Raw genomic sequence first — 25,044 nt, forward strand, 5'->3', positions numbered from 1 at the left:
GGATAAACAGGATATACATTGTCCTCTATTATTTCCGATTCGCACATCCTCCACCCTTGCAGGACCCCGGCAATGAAAAACAACCAATCCAGTCCCATAACGCTGAAACGCTTTATCGTTATCGCCAGCCTGGCCGTGTCAAGCGTCACCTTCCTGATCGTCCTGGCCGTCAGCTCCTATATCTACAAAAAACACCTTGAAAACTCCCTGACCCGCCTTTCCGGCTCCATCTCCCAGCAGATCTTCAGTTCCATACACCAGGGCATGGAACGGGGCTGGACCCGCATCGACATCGACCGATTCCTCGCCCAGTTCCGCCGGGCCTTTCCCGAAACCTTCACCGCCGCGGTATTCCGCAGTGAGGCGATCAACCGCCAGTACGGCACCCCTTCGACCGAGATCACGGACAGCGGCGCCCAGCGGGTATTTGCCAAGGGCGCGCCCCACTCCCGGCGGGACGGGGACTTGATCAGCCAGTACTATCCCTTCAAGGCGGAAGAGCAATGCCGGACCTGCCACCTGACGGCCCGCACCGGAGAGGTCCTGGGGGTGGTGAGGGTCACCGAGGATTTCCGCGCCATGCGACAGAAGGCGATGCACGACATCTTCGTCATCTTCGCCCTGTTCTCGCCCTTCCCCCTCGTGATGTCCTTCCTGGTCGCCGGCTACATCAACCGCCGCATCGGCGCGGCGGTCGACATACTCAGCCACAAGGTGCAGACGGTCAACCGGGTCACCGACCTCACCACCCTGGAACTGGGGAACCAGCACACCGGGTTTGCGGAGTTGGACAACATCTTCGGCGAGTTCGGCAGGATCGTGGAGCGGATCAGGAAGGTTGCCGTGGGCAAGGAGATGCTGGAGTTCGAGATCCAGGTGCTGGAACGGTTCATCATCACCTCCGAGTCCATCAAGGACTGGAAGGAGCGGGTCGCGTACCTTTTGACCGAGGTCGGCAAGGTCATGCAGGTCTACACCATGTTCTGCATCTTCCAGGTGGATGACGAGGTTTTCGATATCGAGATTTTCTGGAAGCATCCTCCCACCGCCGAGACCAAGAGCATCATGGAGGAGATCATCCGGGGGAGGATCAAGGAGGAGCGCGTCAAGATCGACATGCCGGCCTCCATCAAGGTGGTCCACAACATCGTCGGCAGCCAGGACGCGCCCCTCCACCTGGACCGGGCCGCGATCGAACTGCAAACCAAATCCCTGCTCCTCAAGGCACCCCAGATCGGCGGCGTGGTGGGCATCGGTTTCCAATCCAAAATGGCCACCGACCCGATCCGCTCCCTGGTCATCGACAGCATCCTCACCACCATGCTCAACGTGGTCGGCTCCATCAAGGCCATCTACAAGTACACCAAGGACCTTGAGTACTATGCCACCCGCGACCCCCTGACCAACCTCTACAACCAGCGCGTATTCTGGGAACTGCTCGGATACGAGGTGGGACGCGCCGAGCGGCACGACTACAGTTTCGGCCTGCTGTTGATCGACCTGGACAATTTCAAGTACGTCAACGACACCCACGGCCACCTCTTCGGCGACAAGTTCCTGACCAAGGTCGGGGCCACCATCCACGAATGCCTGCGCAAGGGGGACATCCTGGCACGCTACGGCGGCGACGAATTCACCGTCGCCATTGTGGAGGCGGACAAGGAGCAGGTCTACATGGTGGCGAACCGGATCAGGGAGGCCCTGGAAGAGATGGCGGTGGTCTCCTCGGAGGGTATCACGGTCCGCGGCACCGCCTCCATCGGCATGGCGATCTTTCCGATCCACGCCAAAAACGAAAAGGATCTGTTCATCTTCGCCGACAACATGACCTACAAGGCCAAGAACTCGGGCAAGAACCGGCTGGTCGTCCCGACGGAAGACGACGTGATCGAGGTCTTCAAGAAGAACGGCGAACTCTCCCGCACACTCATCAAGGCGGTGGACGAGAAACGGATCACCCCCTATTTTCAGCCCATCGTCGCCACATCCGACGGCGCCGTCACCTGCCACGAGGTGCTCTGCCGCATCGAGATCGGAAACGAGGTCCTTCCCGCGGTCGAATTCATCGAGATGGCCGAGGCCCTCGGCATCATCAGCAAACTGGACTACATCCTCATGGAAAAGGTCTTTCAGAAGGTCCGGGCGGAACGGCACGAGGGGATACTTTTCATCAACCTCTCCCCCAAATCGCTCATCCTCAATGAATTCATCCCGACCATCATCAGGCTGACCCGCACCTATGGCATCGCCCACGAGAAGATCGTCTTCGAACTGACGGAGCGGGAAACCGTCAAGAACATGACCCTGCTGGAACGGTTCGTGGAGGAGTTGAAGCTCGAAGGCTTCAAGTTCGCCATCGACGATTTCGGGTCGGGCTTTTCCTCGTTCCAGTACATCCGGCGGCTGCCGGTGGATTTCGTCAAGATTGAAGGGGTATTTGTGCGCAACATGCTCCACGACCCCAAGGATATGGCCTTCGTCAAGACTCTTGCCGTGCTGGCCAAGGAGTTCGGCATCCAATCGGTCGCGGAGTATATCGAAAACGAGGAGTTGTTCGAGGCGGTGCGGAAAATGGGGATCGACTACGCCCAGGGGTACCATACCGGCATGCCGACGCCCGGCTTTGCGGAGCCGCCCCGGATAGTGTGAAAAGCCGTCGGAAACGGCACGAAAAGAGTTGCCACCTTGTTCGGTGTGTGGTATTTTTTTGAGGTTTTTAACAACTTCATCGCCTCAATAATAAAGGAGATTCCGTGAAAGCTATCGCCAGCACCAAAACCATCGCCGCCGCCCTCTGCATAGCAGCCCTTTTCGGTTGCCAGAAGGGGTCAACAGGATCAACAACGGAAACAAAGAAGGAAGGCCCGGTCGTGGCCGAGGTCAACGGCAGCACCATCACCACCGGTGACTTCACCCGCGAATTGAAGAATCTCCCCGAGTACCTCAAGAGCATGGCCGATACCCCCCAGGGACGCAAGGAGATGATGGACACCATGGTGATCCGCGAGCTGATCCTGCAGCAAGCGGCCAAGGACGGCCTGGACAAGAGCCCGGAGATCGCCGAAAAGCTGGCCGACCTCAAGAAGCGCCTGATTGTCGAGTCGTTCCTGAAGAAAAAGGTCGAGACCGACGCCAAGGTTTCCGACGAGGACCTGAAAAAATTCTACGAGCAGAACAAGGATAAGTTCAAAACCGGCGATCAGATGAGAGCCAGCCACATCCTGGTCAAAACCGAAAAGGCAGCCAAGGACATCCTGGCCCAGATCAAGGCCGGCGGTAAATTCGAAGAACTGGCCAAGAAGAACTCCGTTGACGCATCCGCAGCACAGGGCGGCGATCTGGGGTGGTTCAACAAAGGCTCCATGGTGCCGGTTTTCGAAAAGGCCGCTCTTGCGCTGAAGGAAGGCCAGGTCTCGGATGTGGTTAAATCCGACTTCGGCTATCACATCATCAAGCTGACCGGCAAACGCTCCGCCGGCGTACGCCCCTTCGAAGAGGTCAAGGAGCAGATCAAGGCCGCCGTCATGCCGAGCAAACAGCAGGAGGTCTTCCAGAAGATCAAGGACGAGTTGAAGAAAACCGCCAAGATCAACATCAAGGAAGACGTGCTGAACAGCATCGGCGGCGCCAAAGGCGACGGCAAGCCTGCGGCAGCCCCCGCAGCCCCGGCAACTCCGGCCGCACCCGGCAAATAACAGCCCGTGACCGGCCCGGACCATATCCGCATATAACGCCAACAACAGAAAGGGTGGGCTCTGCCCGCCCTTTCTCGTTTTCCCCGACGAGAGACCCATGCCTATGAGACGAAACACCTGTACCCTGTTGCTCATCTGCCTGTTCCTGGCGCCCGCCGGAGCCCATGCCAAGGTGGTCAACGCCATTGCCGCCATCGTCAACGACGAGATCATCACCCTGCACGAGATTAACCGCGAAGCCCAGCCGGCCCTGCGTGATGCTGATCAGAAGTCGCCCCTGGACGACGCCGGCCGCAGTAAGATCCGTCACGCCGTCCTGAACCAGTTGGTCGAAAAAAAGCTGATCGAACAGAAGGCACGGGAGTTGAACATCAAGATCGGCGACGAGGAGATCCGTCAAGCCATCGACGATGTGAAGCGGCAGAACAAGATCCCCTCCCAGGAGGCGCTGGTGTCCGCCCTGGCCACCCAGGGGCTCACCTTCGACCAGTACCGGGACCAGTTACGGGACCAGCTTGAACGACTCAGGCTGGTCAGCATGGAAGTCCGCGCCAAGATCCAGGTGGGCGAGTCGGAGATGCGGGAGTACTACGAGGCCAACCAGGCGAAATACACGGAGGATGAGAGTTTCCACGCCCGGCACATCTTCTTCCGCACCAGCGAAAAGGCCCCGGCCGAGGAGATCAAGCGCGCCATGACCACCGCCCTGATGGTGCTGGCCGAGGCCAAAAGCGGCAAGAACTTTGTCGAACTGGCCAAGAGTTACTCGGAAGACCCGGCGGCCCGCAAAGACGGCGGCGATCTGGGGGTGTTCAAGAAGGGGGACATGCTGCCGGAACTGGAGCAGACCATCCTGGCCCTGAAGCCGGGCGAGGTGAGCGAACTGGTTTCCACACCGGCCGGATTTCACATCATCAAGCTGGAGGAGCGGATCAAGGGCAAGGTAAAGCCGTTCGAGAGCGTCAAAACCGAGATCGAGGACACCATCTACCGGAAGAAATCCGAGGAGCGCTTCAGCCAGTGGGCGAAGGAGTTGCGCAGCAGGGCCAGCGTGGAGATCAAGGATTTGAAGGGGCTTTTGTAGGCGCTACCGCGGGGTGATGTAACAACAATGAAACAGCCGTTCTTCCTGATGGGAGAGCGGCTGTTTGCGTTTCAGGTGGTTCGATATTTTGGAGATTGGAAGTTAATAGGGCGCACGGCGGTGCGCCCCTACAATACCTTTTCCGTTCACTCCCGCCGTCGCAGATACCCCAGAAACTCCTCGCAGGTAAGCTGCTTCTTGGAAACCAGATTCGCCACCTCCCGCGCCATGGCCTTCTTTTCCCCCTCCTTCATCTCCTCCTTGAGCAGCACGAACAGGGGGGTATTGCGGCTGTAGGGGTAGAGGCGGATTTTTTCCAATAGCTCGAAGGCCGACATGTCCGGGAGCATCAGGTTACTGAAGACCAGGTACTTGGGCCTGATGGAGATCAACGCCATGGCCTCCTTGCCGGTATATCCCTTGACGATCTCGAACCCCACCGATTCCACGGCCCTGGCAAGGTTTTCCTCTCCCGAGCGGGAGACGATCAGCGCCTGCAGGTCCCATGTTTCGGCGTCCTCGGTCAGGCCGTACACCGCCAACCGCTCCAGGAGGTAATGGTCATCCACCGGCAGGGTAAAGAAGCCGGCCACCGGGAACACGCCCCCTATGGCGCCCTTCTCGCTCAAAAACACCGGCAGGATGGGGATGTTGCGGGTCGCCGGATCGCTCTTTATCTGGCGGAGCAGGCCCCAGCCGTCGTCGGAAAAGGGGGAGATGTCCAGGATGATGCCGAGGGGGCGGCCCGAGGCCACGTTTTCCAGGCGCTCCAGGCGATTCTTGTAGCCGCCGCTCTCCAGGTATGACGTGAGGACCTGCCCGCGACCGCTCTCCGCTTGTACCCCCAGAATCCACAGTTCCCGATCGGTGACGGCTTGTTCTGACATAACCACTCCTCTTCGATCACACCAAGTAAGATTGAGTCTTCATGTCCTGCTAGAATTGTAGGATAAAAACCGGCTAATGCAACTCCGGTCAGTTGCCGGAGTAGCGTTCCAGCACCCGTTCGATGATGTTGGTGGTGGATTTGCCGTCCACAAACGAAACCAGTTCCACCCGCCCGCCGTAGGCCTCTACCACATCCTTGCCCACGACCCCGTCGGCGGTGTAGTCCCCCCCCTTGGCCAGGATATGGGGCTTCAATGCCGTGATCAGTTCCAGGGGGGTGTCCTCGTCGAAGATCACCACATAATCGATGCAGTCCAGTGCCGCCAGGATGTGGGCCCGCTCATCCTCGTCGATCAGGGGGCGTTTGGGGCCCTTGAGCCGGCGCACCGAGGCGTCGCTGTTGAGGCCCAGCACCAGGATATCCCCAAGGCGGCGCGCCTTCTGGAGGTATTTGACATGCCCGGCGTGCAGCAGGTCAAAGCAGCCGTTGGTGAAGACGATCCGCTTGCCGTTGGCCTTCTCCGCCTCGATGATGGCGGGGAGCACATCCCGGTTCTTGATCTTGGACTCGCTGTCGTGGTGGCCGAGCGCCACGGCATTGATGATCTCGCCTGGCGCGACCGTGGAGGTCCCCAGCTTGCCGACCGCAATGCCGGCGGCCACGTTGGCCAGCCCGGCCGCCTCGGCCATGGTCAGCCCGGAGGCCATGCCCACCGCCAGGGTGGCCAGGACCGTGTCGCCGGCCCCGGAGACGTCGAACACCTCCCGGGCCACGGTCGGGATATGGACCGCTGTGCCGTGGCGCGTGAACAGGGACATCCCCTCCTCGCTGCGGGTAATCAGCAGATGTTCCAGCCCGGCGGTTTCCATGATCGACTCGGCGGCCCGGGAGAGGGAGTCCATGTCGTGGATGGCCATCCCGGAAGCGGTTTCGGCCTCCTTGCGGTTGGGGGTCAGGATGGTCGCGCCGTGGTAGCGGGCAAAGTCCGCCCCCTTGGGGTCCACCAGCACGGGGACGGCGGCTTTGGCGGCAGCGGCGACGGCGGCCTCGATGACCCGCTGGGTCAGCACTCCCTTGTTATAGTCGGAGAGCAGGATGACGCCGAACTCCCCGGCGTGGGCGGCGATCCAGGCGCAGACCTGCTCTTCCACATCCTTGGGCAGGGGGGTGCGCGATTCCCGGTCGATGCGCACGATCTGCTGGTTGGAGGCCACCACCCGGGTTTTGCGGCTGGTGCGCCGCCCCGGATCGCGGAACACGGCCTCCGTACCGGCCGCCTGGCGTCCGAGGGCGGACAACAAGACTTCGCCGTTGGCGTCCTGTCCCACGACCGAGCAGACCGTCACCTGCGCCCCCAGGGCCCGCAGGCTGTTGACCACGTTGCCGGCACCCCCCAGGCGCAATTCCTCGCGCAGCACATCCACCACCTGCACCGGGGCTTCGGGGGAGATGCGCTCGGTCTTGCCCCACAGGTACTCGTCCAGCATCAGGTCGCCCATGACCAGGCATTTGACCTCACCAATGCGATTAAACAGCGATTCCAGGGATTTTCGGTCCACAGCGACTCCAGATACGTCAGGATACGTCGTTTCTCAACGACCTTGTTCCTTGTAAGATTGCTTTTTCAAAATCATGCCGGACCGTGCCCGCCCATGGTCTCCAGGATCTCCCGACGCGCCGCGCCGATGGTCAGGGGGAGCCGTTTGAAGGGGAGATGGTCGTCGATCCTCAGCCGGTGGATCAGCTCGGCGATGTAGGGAAGACGCAGCTTGACGTTTGCCAACTCCTCCGGGGAATGGAAGACCTCCTCCGGTGTGCCGCTGCGTACCAGCCCTCCCCGGCTCAGGACGTGGAGGCGGGAGAGAAAGACCGGCACCAGGTCCACGCTATGGGTCGCCATGACGATGGTCACCCCCGACTCCCGGTTCAGACGGGTCAAGAGTTCCATCATGCGGTGTTCTCCCATGGGGTCCAGGCCGGCGGTCGGTTCGTCCAGGAGCAGGATCTCGTGCCCCATGGCCAGGAGCCCGGCGATGCAGACCCGCTTTTTCTGGCCGTAACTCAGATTCTGGATGTCCTTGTGGGCCAGGCCGGCCATCTCCACCGCCTCCAGCGCCTCGGAGACCCTGCGGCCCACCTCGGTCTCGCTGCACCCCATGTTGCGGGGGCCGAAGGCCACATCCTCGTACACCGAATGGGCGAAGAGCTGGTCGTCCGGGTTCTGGAACACCAGCCCCATCTTGCCGTAGATCTCCCGGGGGGAAAGCCGCCGGATCTCGTCCCCGTCCAGGAGCACCTGACCGGTGAACTCCTTGACGATGCCGTCCAGAATCTTGAGCAGGGTGGTCTTGCCGGAGCCGTTGGAACCTAAGATACCGCAGAACTCCCCCTGCATGACCTCAAGGCGGATATCGTTCAGGGCGACGGTGCCGTCGGGATAGCGGAACGAGGCGATCTGTGCGCTAAGGCGCGGGGTCATCGCGGCCAATTCTGTACGCTCCATGCGGCGGTTGCCACGACGGTAAAGACGACAAGCCCGGCCACCTGGGCCATGCTCAGCCGGGCGCCGCGCAGAAGCGGCAGGGAGCCGTCGTAGCCCCGCTGCGTCATGGCGGTGGTCATGGCATCGCTGTTGTCGAAAGCGCGGATGACCAGCATGCCGGCCATGGTGCCGAAGGAGCGGAGGCCGCGGCGCAGGCCGCAGTAGCCGAGGCGGTTTTTCTGGGCCGTATAGACCGTGGCGGCATCGTCGTACAGCATGAACAGGGAGCGCCAGGCGAACAGGGTCACCTCCACCAGGGCGCGGGGGACCCGCAGCCAGGCCAGGGCCGCCATGGTTTCGGTAAAGGTCGCCACCTGGCCCAGGAGCACCGCCACCGACACCGCACCCATGATGCGGGCAGCGATCACCAGGCCCGCACGGAAGCCGTCGGCGTGGAAGGCGACGCCGAAGGAGCCGAGCCTGAACAGCTCGACCGCGCTCCCCGCCCCCATGCACGATTTCAGGAGGAGGACCACCGCGGCGATGAACAGGGGGTGCAGCAGGCGCAACAGGAGCGTCCGCAGCCCCATGCCCTGCACCAGGGCCGCCGGCAGGCAGAAGGCCGCCACGATCCAAGGGAAGAGCGCGCCGGTGGAACTGACGACCAGCGCCAGCAACACGCCGGCGGCCAGCAGGCGGATGCGCGGGTCGACAGCCGCGGCAACCCCGCCCGTGGTGCCCTGTCGCTGCAGGTGTCTCATGGTTCGGCCACGCCTCCGGTCATGCGCGAGATCACCGCCTCGGCCGCCGAATAGGGGTCGAGGGCGTTGTCGCCCATGCCGTCCACGATCCGCTCCAGGCTCCCGTCGCGCCCCATGAACGCCAGGGCGTGCCGGTAGAGGCCGTCCCGCAGGATATCCACAAAATGCCGCTGGTTGCGCTCCCGGACGAAATCGGCGATCCGGCCGCTGGTAAAGAGGAAGTCCCGGTGGGCCAGGATCTCGCCCGACAGTTCATCGATGCCGACGCCGCGCTGGGCTTCGGTCTTGAGGACCTGGGGGTTCCACCCCCCCTCGGGGGCGTTGCGCATCTCCAGCATGGTGGTCAGTTCCCGGGCGGTGCGGTCGGCGCCGTCGCGGTCGGCCTTGTTGACCACGAAAATGTCGCCGATCTCCAGAATGCCGGCCTTGATGGCCTGAATGTCGTCTCCCAGCCCCGGTACCATGACGACGCAGGTGGTGTGGGCGGTCTTGACGATATCCACCTCGTCCTGGCCGACGCCGACGGTTTCGATGATAACGATATCCATGCCCAAAGCGTCCATTACCAGCGCCACATCGGAGGTGGAACGGGACAGGCCGCCCAGGGCGCCGCGGGTCGCCAGACTGCGGATGAAGACCCCCTCGTCGGAGGCGTGGCGGTTCATGCGGATGCGGTCACCCAGAATGGCGCCGCCGGTGAAGGGGCTGGTGGGGTCGATGGCCACCACCCCCACCTTCTTCCCTTTCTTGCGGAAGGATGCGGTCAACTGGTCCACCAGGGTCGATTTGCCGGCCCCCGGGGGGCCGGTGATGCCGATGATGTAGGCCGTGCCGGTGTGGGGGTAGAGCCGTTTCAACTCCTCGACCGCGAGGGGCCGGTTGTCGTCGATATCGCGCATCATGCGCGCCGCGGCACGGATATCACCGTTCAAAACCTGATCTGCGAGGGACATGGGACACCTTCCCCAAAGAAAGATATGCACAACCTGAATGGGTACATATATCACGGGCGGGGAGTGAATACAACGCCTCTGCTGACGGGTAAAGGGGGACGGGGTGCCCCCGGAAAGGAGCACAAAGGCGGGGCGCACCGGACCGCGGATGCGGGGCCGCGGGACAAAATCCGCGCCCTGTGCGGCGAAACTACTCGCCGAACAGAATGCGCGACAGGTATTCTCCGTAATAGCTCGTGTTGCTCTTTTTGTACTCTGCGGCCAGTTCCCTGAACTTTTCGATCTGCAGGTCAAGGTCCGAATAATCGAAGACCCGCCAACACTTCCTGGGGTTCCACATGGCAATGACTCCTGGTTATAACCGCTTTGCCTCGGGTGCCAGCAGATAGATACCGGTCATCTTGAAGAGCATGGTATTGATCTGGCTGGCCCCTTGAATACTGATCTCCGCCTGCTTCTCCGTCTTGATGCTCTTGATGGAACGGAGCAGCAGGGCGATGCCCATGGAGTTTATGCGGCCGGCGCCGCTGAAGTCGAAGACCACCGACTTCTTGGATATCCTCTGGTTCAGCTCTTCGAAGTGGCTGTCCGCGTGGCTGTCGATGTTCCCGTGAAAATGAACCGTGTCGTTGATGCTGCCGCTTTTGATCTCAATCTTGAAATTTTCCATGTCAGATCGCTCCATATTCGTATGAATCGGGATTAAGCAGGAGATAGCCCCCTACTGATGTTTTCAGGCCGGGCACAAAATTGACGTAAAAATCTTTCATGAATTTCCACATGAAGTAGAGCCCGCGGCCGGCCCGGTCGGTGGAGGTATCGTGGGCCAGGTTGATGGCGAGGAATCCCTGCACGGTTTCGGGGGAAAGCCGCCCCCAGCTGTCGCTGACCTCCAGGAAGAGCCGTTCGCCGTCAAAGGCGCAACGCAGCACGATCTCCTCGCCGGGGACGAGGCTGCGCCGTTCCCCCTTGGCGTAAATCTGGTTGCCGTCCGTATCACGGGGCGCGGCGTACAGGGCGTTTTCCAGCATCTCATCCGCCATCAGGGCGGCGCGCTGCCGCAAAAACTCGTGGGAGGGGCCGTCGCCTTCGACAACGCGCTCCACGCGGCCGATGAGTTCCTCCTTGTCCTCGGAGGAGAGGACCGGCCACTCGTGCACCTGGGGAAACCCGCTGAAGGAGATGGGGGGGGCAGGAGAGCAGATGATCCCGCCATGGGCGTTCAGACTGAACATATTGATGGTCTCTCTTTGATATTTTTTTAGAAGTCCGGCGATCATGGAACCTGCTCCGCAGCAACCACCAGGAGTGTTACGTCGTCCTCGAAGGATTCGGCGCCGGTGAAACCGCGCACCTCGTCAAGCAGCCCGCCCCGGAAGGATTCCGGGCTTTCCCCGGAGTTATGCCGGGCGTAGTGGGCGAAGCGTTCATAGCCGAACTCCTCCCCCTCCCCGTTGCTGGCCTCGATGATGCCGTCGCTGTAGAGGGCCAGGAGGTCGCCGCTCCTGAAATCGATCTCGATCTCCCCGTATTCGCTGTCCCGGTCGAAACCGAGGGGAAAACCGGAGGTCCCGTCCAGCATGGCAACCGTTTCGTCGGCCGACCGGTACAGGAATGGATAGTTATGTCCGGCATTGGCGAGGAACAGCTTGTTTGCCTGCCGGTCGATGACGGCCACAACGGCGGTCATCATCAGGGAATTTGACGCCGTGGCGGTCACGGCCTTGTTCATCCCGCCGAGCAGCTTTCCCGGCGTTGTCACACCACTGTCCAGCAGCAGGTGCAGTCCCGCCTTCGCGGCGGTGGCCACCATGCCGGACTGGATGCCGTGGCCGCTCACATCCCCCACCATGACCCCCAGACGGTCCTGGTCGATGAAGAAGTAATCATACACATCGCCGCTGATCTCCGAGGAGTTGAGCAGCACCGCGTCCAGCACCAGACCGGCGTAGCGGCAGGCCGCCGGAGGAAGTAGGTCCCGCTGGATTTGGCGGGCCTTTTCCACCTCTTCATGGATCCTGGCGTTCAGGGTCTCAAGAGTGGCGAGGAGGCGGGCCTGGGACCGGGATATGGCCATCAGGAGTTCGGCCACATGCACGATCCCGACGCATTCCCCGTCGCGGATGACCGGGAAGGAATCCGTATCCAGGCCCGGGTCGTGTTCCAGCAGCATGACCAATGCCTCGTTCACGTTGCATCCCGGGGTGATGACCGGCGGCGCGCAATTCATCAGGGAGCTGATCGGTTTTTTGCCGAACAGTTCCATGGCAAACGGCCGGGAAAGGTGGCGGGTAAAGAGATCCCGACGGCTGATGACCCCCTCGAATACGCCGGCGCCCACGACCGGTATCATCACCAGATCCGGGTTACCCTGGAAGATGGCGACCACCTCCCGGACCGGCATGTCGGAAAGCACCGGCGTGACGCTTCTCATGACCCCATCGATGGTGGGGAGTTGCTGGTTGTCGTGACCTGTCATAATCCCAATCCCGCCATCCGCCTGCTGTATCGACTGCTACGTGAATGGGGTGCCGCAATGAACCGGCTTGGGCACTACCATACCTGCCGATTGCTACAATCGGGTTGCAGCCGGGAAAGTTATTTGCGACATTCCGGCACGGGCGCACGGGTGAAAAGGGGATAATTCGCGGGGGGGAAGGTCGTCTGTTTCCAGGCGGGGCCTGGATCGGCGCGCCTTGTTGCCAATCTGTGACAGGTGCGCGGGTTGCAAAAAACCTTGGCGCGCCTATACTTGATCCATAACGAAACACAGGGGGAACCGATGATATTATACGTTTTGAGACATGGGGAAGCGGTGGAGAGAACGGACGGGGCTGGCGACGAGTGGCGTTACCTGACGGAACAGGGGAGAGCCGACGTCCGGAAGGTCGTCGAGCGGGTAACAAAGTGTGGGCACAAACCGCGCCTGATCCTGTCGAGCCCGCTCGTGCGGGCGGTCCAGACGGCGGAGATCGCGGCCCAACAGGCCTGCCGGAAGAATAAAACCATCATCGCCGAACCGCTCCAGCCCGACGGCGACCTGGAGGTACTCACCCGTCACATCCTGGAACAGAAGGATGCGAAACGGGTCATGGTCGTGGGACACGAGCCGCTGCTCGGCTCCCTGGTGGCGAGCCTGCTGGACAGCCCTACCCCGGTCGCCCTGAAGAAGGGGGGCTGCGTGGCCCTGGAACTGGACATCGACAAGGGGGAGGCAACGTTGAAAAAAGCCGCCACGTTCCTCTGGTCCATCGCGCCCGGCAAAAAGGTTGTGAAGTCCCGCAAGAAAGCCTTTGCCGGGAAAGGCGCGAAATGAGAACCGGCCCCGGCCCTCACTCCCGATGCCGTCAATCCACCCGCTGGCGGTAGGCGTTCAGATAGCGCGCATCCTCGGCATAGGTGACCGGGTAGATGGGGGGCACCGGCTGGGGCTGCAGGTCACTGTCCACGTTTCTGAACGTGAACAGGCATGAGTTGGACAGGGCCTTGTCGCCCGCGTCCCGGCTGAAGCGCTCGATGTCGGATTGGACGGTGATCGTCGTCTTGCCCGTGTAGACCACCCGCGCGATGAATTTGAGCTGGTCGCCCAGGAACACCGGCTGGTTGAAATTGATCCGGTTCACCTGGCACGGCACCACCCTGCCGGGAGCGATCATTTCCGCGGCCAGGGCCGCCAGTTCATAGGCCCTGCGGACGAGGTAGCCGCCGAACACGGTCTTGGGCACGTTCTCCTGCTCCGGGTACGCCCGCTGGGTCGATGCGAGCACCAGCTGCCCGACCCGTATGCCGCTGAACCCCTCCGCCTCCTGCTCCTTGTGCAGTTTTTTGAGGAACAGGTACTCGTCCAGGGACGGCATCTCCTCCGCCTTCGCCAGGCTCTCCCGGTACGCCTGGCGCCGCTGTTCGGCCTTCTTGTAGCGTTTTACCTCGATCTCCTCGGCGTAGGTCAACGGCGGCAGGGCGAGACTCCTCGCCTCGCCGCTATCCGCCGAACGGGCGACCATGGTGAAGTAACAGGTGGCAAGATGCCCCCACCCCGCCCCCAGGGATTCGACCCGGATGCCCACCTCCATGGAAGAACGCCCCACATGGTTGATCTGGGCGGAAAAGACCAGATCGTGGTTCGTGTCGGCCAGGTTCCTGATCACAACGCTGTCGATGGCGGCGGTGACGACCCGGGCATCCGGGTAAAACCGGCTGACGTAGGCCAGGGTGGTGTTCTCGGCTACCTTGTCGAGGGTTTCCAGAATCTTGCCGAAACGGATATTGCCGACCATATGCCGGTCGCTCGCCAGAAAACGCCTGGCCAGGACGGGGTCCGTGGAGAACGGGAGCACAAACAGGTATCTCGTATCGTGCGGGGTAATGGCTGCACCGTTTTTTTCGCTTTCGTTCATAGGGGGGTCCTCTCGCCTGCACCGGAGCCAGCGTTTCGGAGACAGGCCGTTTTTTCCCGACGTAGTACTAATAGTAAAGCATTATCGCTGCTCCGGCAACTGTCTCGCAGGTCCTGGCCGCGCTTTTCCGGCCACGCGTAAAAAAATCATGGCACTGCAACTTTTTTGTAACCAAAACGGGAAACGAATCGTCTACCCTGCATAACACGACTGGCCCATACGGCACCCCGCGGTCCCCTCCTGGTCGCGGGGATTTTTTTGTCGTATCCCGCCCCGGCTGCCCTGCCTATAGTTTGAAGCTGGCGACCACATCCTGCAACTCCACCGACAGACGGGAAAGCTGCGAGGACGCCTGGCTGACCTCCTGGGAACTCTGGGCGCTCTTCTGGATGGTATCGGAAATATCCTGGATATTACTGCTGATTTCCCGGGTGGTGGCGGTCTGTTCCTCCGCGGCCGTAGCGATCTGGCTGATCTGCTGGGTCACCTCGTTGATCTGGCCGAGAATCTCGGACAGCGCCTGCCCGGAGCGGGCGGCCTCGGTGGTGCCCTTTTCCACCTCGGTGACCCCCTCCTCCATGGCGGCAACGGCCTGTTTGGTCTCGGACTGGATTGCCTTGATCATCTCGCCGATCTCCCGGGTCGCCCGAGTGGTCCGTTCGGCCAGTGCCCGCACCTCGTCGGCCACCACGGCGAAGCCGCGCCCCTGCTCGCCGGCCCGGGCCGCCTCGATGGCCGCGTTCAGGGCCAGGAGGTTGGTCTGGTCGGCGATATCCTCGATGGTAGCCACAATCTCGCCGATCTGGTCGGAGCGCGTGCCCAGCTTGTCCACGACCAGGGCCGTGCCGCGGACCTTGTCGGCGATGCGCCCCATCCCTTCGATGGTCGCCTCCACGATGCCGGCCCCCTGCTGGGCGGTGGCGCTGGCCCGGTTGGAGCTTTCCGCCGCCATGTGGCAGTTGTTGGCGATATCCGAGCTGGTGGCGGACATTTCTTCACTGGCGGTGGCCACGGTGGTGGCCTGACCGACCACCCGCAGGGAACTGGCGGCGGTCTGCCCGGCGGTGTTCTGAAGCGTCTCCGACGAAGATGAAACGGTCTTGGCGTTTTGATTGACCCGCTCCATGATCTGCCGCAGGTTCTCCACCATGCGCCGCATAGACTCGTAGACCCCGCCCCGTCCGGGCTCCAGGTGCAACGTCAGGTCCCCCTCCGCCACCCGCCCGGAAATCTCGGCCAGATAATCCGGCTCGGTGCCCAGGGAGCTGAGCAGGCGTCGGGTCATGAACACCGACAAAAATGAGATGAGGATAACCAGAACCACGATCACCGTCACAATGGTGTAGATGCCCGCCATCAATTGCTTGCGATTTTCTTCGGTAGCCTTTGCGACCAACGCCTCCAGGTCGCCCACATAGTTGCCGGTCCCGACCACCCAGCCGAAGGGCTCGAACAGGAGCGAATAGCTTCGTTTCGCCTGGGGCACCGTGCTGTCCTTCTTGGTGGTGAAGTAGTCGCTGAAGCCGCCGCCCGGTTGCATCCCGGCTTTGATAATCTCCTGGATATTGTACTTCCCCTTGGCGTCCTTTTTGTTGATGCGGCTCTTGCCTTCGGCCGGGCCGCCAAGCAGGACCACATTGACCCCCTGGGTGGTGTCGGCCCAGAAATAACCCTCCTTACCGTACCGAAGCGACCGGAGCAGGTCGGCCCCCTGGGACTTGGCCTCATCGAGGGTGATCTCCCCTTTCAGGCTCCGTTCGTGGAGCCGTTTCAAAAGGGTTACGGCCGTTTCCACCTCGCTTTTGGCCTGGGAATCGAAATCGTTGAAGAGCGACTGGCGGTAGGACTTCAGAAAGCTGGTGTAGCCGGCATGGTACTGTTTCAGGGCGATCAGGCCCGTGACCGCGGCCAGGCCGATGCTGGATGCCAGCACCATGATGAGTATCTTGGCGGAAAAGCTGATTTTGCTACCTGTAATGCCCATGCGAACCTCCGTCAAATGGTGATGTGGTATCATTCCGATGCGTTATCCAGGTCAGGCGCTACAGGCGGTGCATCCCGATCACGGCATGCCGTCAACAACGGCGGTGAAGAGATGATACTAAAAGATTTGCCACTTGTCATTTTGTGTGACGGCACGCTGTGCCGTTCGGGGCATGAAGCTCGCATCCCGCATGACGGTATTGGCAAGTTTTGCGGTATCCACGTGGAGCATCTCCTTGCCGTTGACCTTGACCACGGAGACGTATTTTTGGGTGAGCAGGTTGTATATTGTCTTAACGGCCCCCCCGGGGGTATGGATTCCATTTTCGGCCAAAAAAAGGTGAGCACGTTGTCGTGCCCACCTTTTCAATATGGAGCGATCAACTCCGTTGTGATCTCCCATGTTCGGGACAAACAGGCGGCTCCGGGCCGCGGATGAAATTCCGGCCTAGAACATCACCTGCGAGATGGTATAGGCCACCACGGTCGATACCGAGACGCCGATCAAGCCGGGGATCATGAAGCTGTGATTGAGCAGGTACTTGCCGATGTGGGTCGTGCCGGTGCGGTCCATGTTGATGGCGGCCAGGTCGCTGGGGTAGAAGGCGAAGAAGAAATAGGCGTAGCTGGCCGGCATCAGGCCCAGGAGCAGCGGGATCGGCAGGCCGAGCGCCAGGCCCAGGGGGAGCGTTATGGCGAGGGTGGCTGCCTGGCTCTTCACAAAGGCGGAGATGCAGAAGGTGGCGATGGCGAAGGTCCAGGGCGCCATCTTGACCATGATGCCGATGTTCTCCACCAGGAACTTCTTGTTGGCGGTGATGAAGGTATCGCTCATCCAGGCGATACCGAAGATGGACACGACCGCGATCATGCCGGCGATGAACACGCTGGAGTGGGCGATTTCCTTGGCCTTGACGTTGGCGGAGAACATGATGAAGGCGCCGTAGCCAAGCATGACGAACTGAACCACCGTGGTCATGGGGATCGGCTTCTTATCCAACCCCAGGGGGAGCAGTTGGGGACAGCTTGCCAGCAGGATGATGGAGCCGACGCCGGCGAAGAACAGGAGTACCGAAATCTTCGCGGTGGTGGAAATCTCCTTGCCCAGGGTCGTGACATCGGCGTCCAGGTTCTTTTTGAAGTCAGGGTCCTGCAGCCGTGCCTGGAAGTCGGGGTCCTTGTCCAGGTCCTTGCCGCGGTTGAAGCTCCAGGCGGCGGCGGCCAGGACGCCGATGATGCCGGCCGGCATGGTGACCATGATGATGTCGATCAGGGTGACCGGGTGTCCGGCCTTGGCGGCGAATCCCAGGAAGAAGGTCACGGCCGCCGCAACCGGGCTGGCGGTGATGCCCATCTGGGAGGCGACGCTGGAGATGGCCATGGGGCGCTCCGGGCGGATCTTGGTCTTCAGGGCCACGTCGGAGATGACCGGGAGCAGGGCGTACACGGCATGGCCGGTACCGCAGCAGACCGTCAGGAAGAAGGTGGAGAGCGGCGCCAGGATGGTCACGTATTTGGGATGGGCGCGCAGCATCTTCTCGGTCAACTGCACCAGGTAATCGAGGCCGCCGGCAACCTGCAGGGTCGCCGACGCCGTGACCACCGCCAGGATGATCAGCATGACGGCGATGGGGGGCTCGGAGGGGGCGCTGCGGAAGCCCAGCACCAGCAGTGACACGCCCAGACCGCCGATCATACCAAGTGCAACGCCACCTCTGCGGATACCGATGAGTACGGCACCCAGTACGAGCACAAATTGGATCCAGAACATTGCCATGACGAACCTCCACCTTGAGGGATAAATTAGCGGATTCACATGATCCGCGTATAAACTCTATCCGTTGCTAAAGCACAGTCAATGCCAGCAATGCATTATTAATGTAACATCCAGTAATTAATGACTATATTCACACTGTCGTAAAAATTACGCACCATAACCGTCATAACCTTTCGTTATGGAGGAGCGGCACAAGATACCGTAGACATTGTCATTTCAACAAGATAGCTACCCCCATAACCGTAGGTTTGGATATAACCGTTGGTTATGGGGGTTTAAATCAAGCTACCACCCTCTTCCCCCTCCTTATCAAGGAGGGGGAAGAGGCGTGTTCCTCCCCTCCTAGTTTAGGAGGACCCTCTGGGGCCTAAAGGGCCGGGGGTGGTAGCCTTTCACGGCGCTTGCCATGACGCCCTCTATTCATCATAATGGCGGCATGCTCCTCATATTCCCCCCCGTAGCCAAGCCGTGCGAACCGCCGGCCGGCATCGTCCAACTGGCGGCCGCCCTGCACAGCCGCGGCCTCCCCTGCCGGGTGCTGGACGCCAACTTGGAGGGCTTGCTCTGGCTTCTGGAACAGCCCGCTACAGCCGACGATACCTGGAGCCGCCGGGCCATCAAGGGTCGCGCACGCCACCTGGCCGACCTGCGGGGCGGCGACCTGTACCGTTCCCCCAACCGCTACAGCCGGGCCGTGCGCGACCTGAACCGCCTGCTGGCCGTGGCCGGCCAAGCAAACGGCGCGGTCGTGGGTCTGGCGGACTACCAGCACGTCCACCTCTCCCCCCTGCGGAGCGCGGACCTGCTCTTCGCCGCCGAACATCCCGAACAGAACCCCTTTTATCCCTGGTTCAGCACCCGGTTCGAGGCATGGCTCGACGGCATCGCCACGGTCGGCTTCTCCCTCAACTACCTGAGCCAGGCGCTCACCACCTTTGCCATGATCGGCCAGGTGAGGAAACGCTTCCCCAACCTGCGGGTCGTCCTGGGGGGCGGCTTGGTCACCTCGTGGCTGCGCCAGCCGGGGTGGCGGAACCCCTTCGGCGGGCTGGTGGACCACCTGATAGCGGGACCGGGGGAGGCCCCCCTGCTGGAACTCCAAGGCTCCGCCGCCCCGGACCAGGAGCGCGTCAGGCCCGACTACACCCTGCTGCCCATGGGCGACTATCTCGCGCCCGGCTTCATCCTCCCCTACGCGACTGCCGGCGGCTGCTACTGGAACAACTGCTCCTTCTGCCCGGAGCGGGCCGAGGGGAACCGCTACACGCCGCTGCCGGTATCGGAGGCCCTGGCCGACCTGCACGCCCTCGCCGCCCACACCCAGCCGGTGCTGCTGCACCTGCTGGACAACGCCCTGAGCCCGGCGTTCCTGCGGGCCCTAGCCGCGGACCCGCCCGGCGTTCCCTGGTACGGCTTCGCCCGTTTCGGCAGGGAGTTGGCCGACCCGGATTTCTGCCGGGCCCTCAGGCGCTCGGGCTGCGTGATGCTCAAGCTGGGGCTGGAATCGGGGGATCAGGGGGTGCTGGACCGGCTACACAAGGGGATCGATATCGAAGAGGCGTCCAAAGTTCTGCGAAATCTGCAAGCGGCGGGGATCGGAGTCTACCTTTATCTCTTGTTCGGCACCCCGGCCGAGACCGAGGCCGAGGCGCGGCGGACGTTGGAGTTCGTGGTGCGCCACCACGAGGCCATCACCTTCATGAACCTGGCCCTGTTCAACATGCCGATCTGCGGCGACGAGGCGGCCGGATACGGCATCGACCCGTTCTACGAGGGGGACCTGTCCCTCTACACCGCGTTCCGCCATCCCGACGGCTGGGACCGCAAACAGGTGCGGGGCTTTCTGGACAAGGAGTTCAAGCGCGACCCGGCCGTGGGGGCGATCCTCAGGAACGATCCGCCCCTGTTTACGTCCAATCATGCTGCGTTTTTTGTTGGTGGGGCTGGTGGGCTGCGCGAGTAGTCTGTTGCAGTAATTTCGCAGGTAAAACTTGCGATGGACTCTTCTGATAAAAAGCTGTATATCGGTCCAGAGTGGCTTACTGGACATACATTATAATATTTTTTTTGTTGATGGAATTTGAGTGTTCCTCGGAAGATGACCCGTAATATATTGCGGCTGATATGCTGTTTAATTAATTGTTATTCTTGAGGAGGAGATATGCTCAAGTTTTTGAAAGTCTTATTTGGCGATGGTGGTCATGTGGAGTTAGTCCCCGCGTCTTCATCTCAAAATAACCAAGAGCAACCCTTCAAACACCCAAGCAAGGCCCAACTGGAAGAATGTGATAGGCTCGGCCTGGAAGTTAAAACAGGAATGAGCAGTCGCGATATCTGGCAAATGGTGAACGATGCGAAGAAAGACCCAAGAATCAAGGCACTTGATAATGCATACCTCGCACAGCAAAGGGCGATACAGGAAGCAGAAGACCGGGAAGAGTACGGAGATGTCATCGTCGACAATTTCAAGAGAATGGAAGCACTCTGTCGTGCAGGCGTCCATCATATCGTCATTTTCAAAAAAGGGAAACAGGTGGATGCCGACGTTTTTGAATTCGAAAGTGCAAACATAGACGACGAAAATGAAAAGAAGATCAGTGTAATGATTGAAGGTTATCGACCGAAAATCTATAAACCTCGGGGGGACTCGCCGCACATAGACTGGAATAAGGAAATCGTATTCAAGTCTGACCAGATCCTAGAGGTCGAAACGCTACCAACACCAATCGATCTGTTCGATATCGATAGTTTTGAAAAGGCACAGGAAAGAGCGAACCAGCTCAAACAGAAGTACCTCTAAGAATAACCATCAGAGAAGGGAAAATGAGGGTCTACAAATTTCAAAAATCTTGGTTGTAGGCCTGACAGCAGCTTTTTAATTGGTGACATCTTAGTTGTCTTTCAAGGAGCTTTTATGCACTACCTGCTGTTCTACGACGTTTCCTCCGACTATCTGGAGCGCAGAGCCGAGTTTCGGGCAGAACATCTCTCCCTTGCCTGGCAGGCGCAGGCGCGGGGCGAACTCATTCTCGGCGGGGCGCTGGCTGACCCGGTAGACGGTTCGGTCCTGCTGTTCAAAGCAGAGTCGGATGATGTTGTCAAACGGTTCGCATCTGCCGATCCCTACGTTAAAAACGGTCTCGTTACAAGCTGGCGCGTGCGCCCCTGGACAACGGTCGTCGGTGAAGATGCAACTTCGCCCGTCAGGCCGGAGGCATAACATAGCGGGTGCCAAAGCAGACAAGAAGCAATTGTGTCCCCCGCCCCTCTAAAAACGAAAGAGCAGAACTTTGTGATGACAATAGGCACACACTGGAGTATGATTTTGCCATGAAGACATTTCGATGGAATCATGAAAAAAATGAACAACTCAAAGTGGAGCGGGAAGTCTCGTTTGAAGAAATAGTGCTTGCCCTGGAAGGAGACGGTCTTCTCGACATCTTGCGGCACCCCAACGAATCAAAATATCCAAACCAATGCATTCTGGTTGTGGCCCTGGATGGTTATATCTATCTCGTTCCGTTTGTCGAAGAGGCTGATTACTATTTTTTGAAAACAATCATTCCCAGCCGCAAGGCAACGAGAGATTATTTGGCAGGAGGCACGAGAAATGAAAAATCATGATGAATTCGAAAAAGATATTTTGGACGCCTATGAGAAGGGTGATCTGATCTCCACAAAGCCGTCCACGAAGGAAAAAGAAAAATATAAGGCGGCCGCGCAAGCCACCTCCCTGAAAGACCGCCGCGTGAATATCCGCCTTTCTTCTCCGGATTTGCTGGATATCCAGGCACGGGCACTGGAGGATGGCGTTCCTTATCAAACACTTATTGCCAGCGTTCTACATAAATATGTCAGCGGCAGACTGGTCGAAACACCTTCACGCCTGGCAACCCGCACAACCGGGCGAGGTAAAAATCCCCGCATACCGTAAGGGCGCACTGATGTGCACCCTCTAATCCCCACCCGTCGTACCCCCCAATTCCCCCACCGCAGTGCGTCTCCATGAACGTACGTTGTCCCTGATATGGGCGTATAGGGCGCATGCAATGCGCCCCTACGAACGAGAGAGATCCCCCCTACCCCCTGAAATGCGCCGCCACGATCCCCTGGGCCAGGTCCATGGACGAGGTGAAGGCCGGGGAGATGGGGTTTAATACGTGGAGCGAAGCCCCGTCCGCTACCACCATGAAATCCATGATCATCTGCTTGGTCTCCCAATCCACCAGTTGGGGCCGGATGCCGACCTTGGCGGAGGGGAGCACGTCCGTGGGGGCAAGTTCCTTCACCAGCCGGGCCGCGTCCCGGTAGAAATAGGAAGGGAGGTATTTCAGCGGTTCGCTCAGGGCCACGCTGCGGAACAGGGGATTGGCCAGGAACAGGGTCAGGTCCTCCAAGGCAATGCCGAACCCCTCCCGGTCGATCCCGGCCAGGATGCCGTAGTTCTCGCGGCCGAAGGCGGGGATGGCGGTGGGGCCCAGGTAGACGTCGCCGTGGACGCTGCGGGTGAAGTGAACCCCCAGGAAGGGGTTTCGGATGTCCGGCACCGGGTAGATGCTGGAATTGACCGTGAAGGGGGCCTCCTTGCGCAGCAGCCGGTAGAGCCCCTTGAAGGGGATGAGGCGGAGGTTCGCCCCCACGCCGAACAGTCGGGCCACCTTGTCGCAGTAAGCGCCCGCCGCGTTGACGAAGCGGCTGAAACCGATTTCCGCTTTGCCGGTCCGAGCGGTGCCGCTCCCTTTCAGCCCGGTCAGAGGGCACTCCAGGTGAAAGCGCACCCGGCCGCTCTCTTCCAGGTCGTTTTTGAGGCTCTTCAGCACCGCCTTGGGGTCAACCACGGCCGTGTAGTGGGAGAACAGGGCACGCTCCACGGTCCGGGCGTTGGGCTCGATCTCCGCCAGCTGGTGTTCGTCGATCATCTCCACCTTGGCGCCGTTGGCCATGGCCCGGCTGTGGAGTTCGTCCAGCACCGGCAACTCACCGGCCGTGCGGGCCACGATCACCTTGCCGTTTTCCAGCAGGGGGAGCCCCTTTTCCTTGCAGTAGGCGCGCATCAGGAAGTTGCCGTTCAGGCACGATTTGGCCTTGAGGCTGTCGGGGGAATAGTAGATCCCGGCATGGAGGACGCCGCTGTTGCGCCCCGAGGCGTGCCTGCCCAACTCCGGCTCCTTGTCGATGATCACGATGTCGCCGTACCCGGCCCGGACCAGTTCCCGGGCAATGGTCAGCCCGATGATCCCCGCCCCCACGATCAGGATTTCCGCCTTGTCCAGTTGCATATCCAGCCCCCTTTGCGTCGGCATCGCTTTGCCTCTTCAGGATCGGGTTTCAGACCGGGGTGTCACGAATACGATGGCCAGGGCGGCGACGGAGCCGATGCACGCCTCGCCGAAACGCAACACCGCATTCATGGCCGGGTTAAGCGTAGGATTCATATGTGAAATCACCATGATGACCGCCACGGTTATGGCGGCGAGACGACTGTGTTCCGGCACCTTCAGGATTTGGCACAGTGCAATGGTCACGCCGATGGATACGGCCATACCGACCGGACTGAAGGGGAGAAAGGAGAGATACAGCCCGCTGACGAACGCGCCGATGAAGGTTCCGAGCACCCGGAGCCCTGCCGACGTCCAGGTGTCGCGGGTCGTGGCCTGGAGCACCACCAGCCCGGAGATGAGGGACCAGAGCCCCCCCATGCTTGCCGACTCGCCGTGGAAGATGCCGGTGGAGTATTCCCCGCAGGGGTAGGCCACCAAGCAGACCACGGCATTTTGCAGAACCGTGAATACCCCGAACCTGTGGAACAGTGTCGTTATCGTTTCCTTGTCTATCATGGGGCCACCTGTCGCATGGTTACGGGATTCACATAATATGGGGCACTACCCCCCATGTTCATGCCCTAGCAGGATGCCGGCAACGATGGAGCAGAGCACTACCAGGCAGAAGAAAGCGAAGCGCCAATCCTTTTCCCGGGCAAAGATCACCCCCGCCACCATCACCCGCATGATCGGCGTTGCCAGAAGCGCCAGCAGGCCGGCGGTGATCAGGCGCGGGCCAACCACCGCATGCCCCCCCAGCAGCATGGCGCCGATGCCAAGGGCCAGGAGGATGGCGGCGATGATGGAGCCGATGCGCAACAGGCGCGCCAGGACCAGTTCGATCGGCTCGTGGGGGGATGGGGTCTCGTGGTGCGTTTCGGTCGTCATCCCCGCACCCCCCGGTAGATCATCTCGATGGCCGTGTAGACGATCAGCGGGATGAAGAGCTTGCGGATGGTGGAGGTTTTCAGCCGGACCATCAGCCGGGCCCCCACTACCGCCCCCAGCAGCACCCCCAGCACCACCGGCCCGGCCACCAGCGGCTTGACGTCGCCCCGGGCGAAATAGACCACTGCGCCGGAGGCCGCCGTGACCCCGATCATGAAGTTGGAGGTGGCGGTGGAGGCCTTGAACGGCATGCGCATGACCTGGTCCATGGCCGGCACCTTGAAGATGCCGGCGCCGATGCCCAGAAGCCCGGCTGCGGCCCCGGAAAAATACATGAGGACCAGCCCGGGAAGGGTCCGGGTGACCTGGTATTCCACCCTTTTGCCCAGCATGCGGTCGTAGTAGGAGCCGGCCAGGTTCAGCTTTTTCGACAGGCGGTCGGGCACGACCTCGCCCGGCAATTCGGCCTTGCGGGTTCTGAACATATTGTAGCCCGAATAGGCCAGAAGCAGGCCGAACAGGATGTACAGGAAGCGCTGGTGCAGGTAGCCGGCGATCAGGGCCCCGCTCAGAGCCCCGGCGGAGGTGCCCATCTCCAGCCACATGGCCACCCGGGTATTGGTCAGCCGGTCGCGCAGGAAGGCCACCGCGGCGCCGGTGGAGGTGGCGATGATGGAGACCGTGGAGGCGGCCACGGCCGTGCGCATGGACACGCCGAACAGGATGGTCAGGGCGGGGACGATGATGATGCCGCCGCCGAGCCCCAGGACCGAACCGACGACCCCGGCCCCGATGGCCATGACGAATATCTCGA

At 60.9% G+C, this 25,044-nt stretch carries 26 protein-coding genes; 9 read left to right on the top strand and 17 right to left on the bottom strand.

The features are described from left to right. The first annotated feature begins 72 nt into the window (after positions 1-72). From ET418_RS14500 to ET418_RS14510, 3 genes are all read left to right on the top strand, one after another. Entirely contained in the window at positions 73-2,649 is a 2,577-nt protein-coding gene (locus ET418_RS14500) for a putative bifunctional diguanylate cyclase/phosphodiesterase (RefSeq protein WP_149308748.1), read from the top strand. A gap of 104 nt (positions 2,650-2,753) precedes the next feature. Continuing rightward, positions 2,754-3,695 carry a peptidylprolyl isomerase gene (locus ET418_RS14505; RefSeq protein ID WP_149308750.1) on the top strand — a complete coding sequence of 314 codons (942 nt, stop codon included), beginning with the start codon at positions 2,754-2,756 and terminating at the stop codon, positions 3,693-3,695. A gap of 97 nt (positions 3,696-3,792) precedes the next feature. Next, a complete protein-coding gene (locus ET418_RS14510) occupies positions 3,793-4,779 on the top strand; it encodes a peptidylprolyl isomerase (RefSeq protein ID WP_246153108.1) in 987 nt (328 codons plus the stop codon). 146 nt (positions 4,780-4,925) lie between these two features. On the opposite strand, the gene ET418_RS14515 is transcribed toward ET418_RS14510, so the two are convergent. The 9 genes from ET418_RS14515 to ET418_RS14550 all read right to left on the bottom strand — a co-directional run bounded on the left by ET418_RS14515 (position 4,926) and on the right by ET418_RS14550 (position 12,343). Continuing rightward, positions 4,926-5,666 (bottom strand): PleD family two-component system response regulator, encoded by a 741-nt coding sequence (locus ET418_RS14515; protein WP_149308752.1) that lies wholly within the window; start codon positions 5,664-5,666, stop codon positions 4,926-4,928. 88 nt (positions 5,667-5,754) lie between these two features. Then, positions 5,755-7,227: a D-glycero-beta-D-manno-heptose-7-phosphate kinase gene (gene rfaE1 / locus ET418_RS14520; protein ID WP_149308754.1), complete on the bottom strand. Its 1,473-nt coding sequence runs from the start codon at positions 7,225-7,227 to the stop codon at positions 5,755-5,757. A gap of 71 nt (positions 7,228-7,298) precedes the next feature. Beyond that, a complete protein-coding gene (locus tag ET418_RS14525) occupies positions 7,299-8,147 on the bottom strand; it encodes an energy-coupling factor ABC transporter ATP-binding protein (RefSeq protein ID WP_149308756.1) in 849 nt (282 codons plus the stop codon). Continuing rightward, positions 8,144-8,911 carry a cobalt ECF transporter T component CbiQ gene (gene cbiQ, locus ET418_RS14530; protein WP_149308758.1) on the bottom strand — a complete coding sequence of 256 codons (768 nt, stop codon included), beginning with the start codon at positions 8,909-8,911 and terminating at the stop codon, positions 8,144-8,146. The genes ET418_RS14525 and cbiQ overlap by 4 nt, the downstream gene beginning before the upstream one ends. Beyond that, positions 8,908-9,864 (bottom strand): methylmalonyl Co-A mutase-associated GTPase MeaB, encoded by a 957-nt coding sequence (gene meaB / locus ET418_RS14535; RefSeq protein WP_149308760.1) that lies wholly within the window; start codon positions 9,862-9,864, stop codon positions 8,908-8,910. Before meaB ends, cbiQ begins: the two co-directional genes overlap by 4 nt. Positions 9,865-10,054: 190 nt before the next feature. Then, positions 10,055-10,204, bottom strand: a complete 150-nt coding sequence (locus ET418_RS18200) for a hypothetical protein (protein ID WP_188055596.1) — start codon at positions 10,202-10,204, stop codon at positions 10,055-10,057. Between the two features lie 15 nt (positions 10,205-10,219). After that, a complete protein-coding gene (locus ET418_RS14540; RefSeq protein ID WP_149308762.1) occupies positions 10,220-10,534 on the bottom strand; it encodes an STAS domain-containing protein in 315 nt (104 codons plus the stop codon). 1 nt (position 10,535) lies between these two features. Then, the gene (locus tag ET418_RS14545) at positions 10,536-11,144 is read right to left on the bottom strand and encodes an ATP-binding protein (RefSeq protein ID WP_149308764.1); all 609 of its coding nucleotides are present in this window, start codon (positions 11,142-11,144) and stop codon (positions 10,536-10,538) included. Continuing rightward, positions 11,141-12,343, bottom strand: coding sequence for a PP2C family protein-serine/threonine phosphatase (locus ET418_RS14550; RefSeq protein WP_149308766.1), 1,203 nt, complete (start codon positions 12,341-12,343; stop codon positions 11,141-11,143). Before ET418_RS14550 ends, ET418_RS14545 begins: the two co-directional genes overlap by 4 nt. Positions 12,344-12,646: 303 nt before the next feature. Here ET418_RS14550 and sixA point away from each other — a divergent pair, with 303 nt between their 5' ends. Next, positions 12,647-13,180: a phosphohistidine phosphatase SixA gene (gene sixA / locus ET418_RS14555; RefSeq protein WP_149308768.1), complete on the top strand. Its 534-nt coding sequence runs from the start codon at positions 12,647-12,649 to the stop codon at positions 13,178-13,180. Between the two features lie 31 nt (positions 13,181-13,211). On the opposite strand, the gene ET418_RS14560 is transcribed toward sixA, so the two are convergent. From ET418_RS14560 to ET418_RS14575, 4 genes are all read right to left on the bottom strand, one after another. After that, a complete protein-coding gene (locus tag ET418_RS14560) occupies positions 13,212-14,261 on the bottom strand; it encodes an acyl-CoA thioesterase (RefSeq protein ID WP_149308770.1) in 1,050 nt (349 codons plus the stop codon). 286 nt (positions 14,262-14,547) lie between these two features. Next, positions 14,548-16,245 (bottom strand): methyl-accepting chemotaxis protein, encoded by a 1,698-nt coding sequence (locus ET418_RS14565; protein WP_149308772.1) that lies wholly within the window; start codon positions 16,243-16,245, stop codon positions 14,548-14,550. 117 nt (positions 16,246-16,362) lie between these two features. After that, positions 16,363-16,578 (bottom strand): hypothetical protein, encoded by a 216-nt coding sequence (locus tag ET418_RS14570; RefSeq protein WP_149308774.1) that lies wholly within the window; start codon positions 16,576-16,578, stop codon positions 16,363-16,365. 114 nt (positions 16,579-16,692) lie between these two features. Next, positions 16,693-18,021: an anaerobic C4-dicarboxylate transporter gene (locus ET418_RS14575; RefSeq protein ID WP_149308776.1), complete on the bottom strand. Its 1,329-nt coding sequence runs from the start codon at positions 18,019-18,021 to the stop codon at positions 16,693-16,695. 436 nt (positions 18,022-18,457) lie between these two features. On the opposite strand from ET418_RS14575, the gene ET418_RS14580 reads away from it, so the two are divergent. The 5 genes from ET418_RS14580 to ET418_RS14600 all read left to right on the top strand — a co-directional run bounded on the left by ET418_RS14580 (position 18,458) and on the right by ET418_RS14600 (position 21,955). Then, positions 18,458-19,984, top strand: a complete 1,527-nt coding sequence (locus tag ET418_RS14580; RefSeq protein ID WP_149308919.1) for a B12-binding domain-containing radical SAM protein — start codon at positions 18,458-18,460, stop codon at positions 19,982-19,984. Between the two features lie 198 nt (positions 19,985-20,182). Beyond that, complete coding sequence (locus ET418_RS14585; protein WP_149308778.1) at positions 20,183-20,821, top strand: hypothetical protein; 639 nt, start codon at positions 20,183-20,185, stop codon at positions 20,819-20,821. A gap of 114 nt (positions 20,822-20,935) precedes the next feature. Then, on the top strand, positions 20,936-21,241 hold the full coding sequence (locus tag ET418_RS14590; RefSeq protein WP_149308780.1) for a YciI-like protein: 306 nt from the start codon (positions 20,936-20,938) through the stop codon (positions 21,239-21,241). A gap of 110 nt (positions 21,242-21,351) precedes the next feature. Next, positions 21,352-21,645, top strand: a complete 294-nt coding sequence (locus ET418_RS14595; protein ID WP_149308782.1) for a BrnT family toxin — start codon at positions 21,352-21,354, stop codon at positions 21,643-21,645. Continuing rightward, positions 21,632-21,955 carry a hypothetical protein gene (locus tag ET418_RS14600; protein WP_149308784.1) on the top strand — a complete coding sequence of 108 codons (324 nt, stop codon included), beginning with the start codon at positions 21,632-21,634 and terminating at the stop codon, positions 21,953-21,955. The genes ET418_RS14595 and ET418_RS14600 overlap by 14 nt, the downstream gene beginning before the upstream one ends. 145 nt (positions 21,956-22,100) lie before the next feature. On the opposite strand, the gene lhgO is transcribed toward ET418_RS14600, so the two are convergent. From lhgO to ET418_RS14620, 4 genes are read right to left on the bottom strand one after another with little or no spacing between them, the layout of a single operon-like run. After that, positions 22,101-23,324, bottom strand: coding sequence for an L-2-hydroxyglutarate oxidase (gene lhgO, locus ET418_RS14605; protein ID WP_246153110.1), 1,224 nt, complete (start codon positions 23,322-23,324; stop codon positions 22,101-22,103). Positions 23,325-23,336: 12 nt separating this feature from the next. After that, entirely contained in the window at positions 23,337-23,858 is a 522-nt protein-coding gene (locus ET418_RS14610; protein WP_149308786.1) for an FUSC family protein, read from the bottom strand. A 45-nt stretch (positions 23,859-23,903) separates the two neighbouring features. Then, on the bottom strand, positions 23,904-24,230 hold the full coding sequence (locus tag ET418_RS14615; RefSeq protein WP_149308787.1) for a DUF1634 domain-containing protein: 327 nt from the start codon (positions 24,228-24,230) through the stop codon (positions 23,904-23,906). Continuing rightward, entirely contained in the window at positions 24,227-25,030 is an 804-nt protein-coding gene (locus ET418_RS14620; RefSeq protein ID WP_246153111.1) for a sulfite exporter TauE/SafE family protein, read from the bottom strand. The genes ET418_RS14615 and ET418_RS14620 overlap by 4 nt, the downstream gene beginning before the upstream one ends. Between the last annotated feature and the right edge of the window lie 14 nt (positions 25,031-25,044).

Source organism: Oryzomonas rubra (assembly GCF_008369015.1).
In the GTDB taxonomy this organism is placed as follows: Bacteria; Desulfobacterota; Desulfuromonadia; order Geobacterales; family Pseudopelobacteraceae; genus Oryzomonas; species Oryzomonas japonica.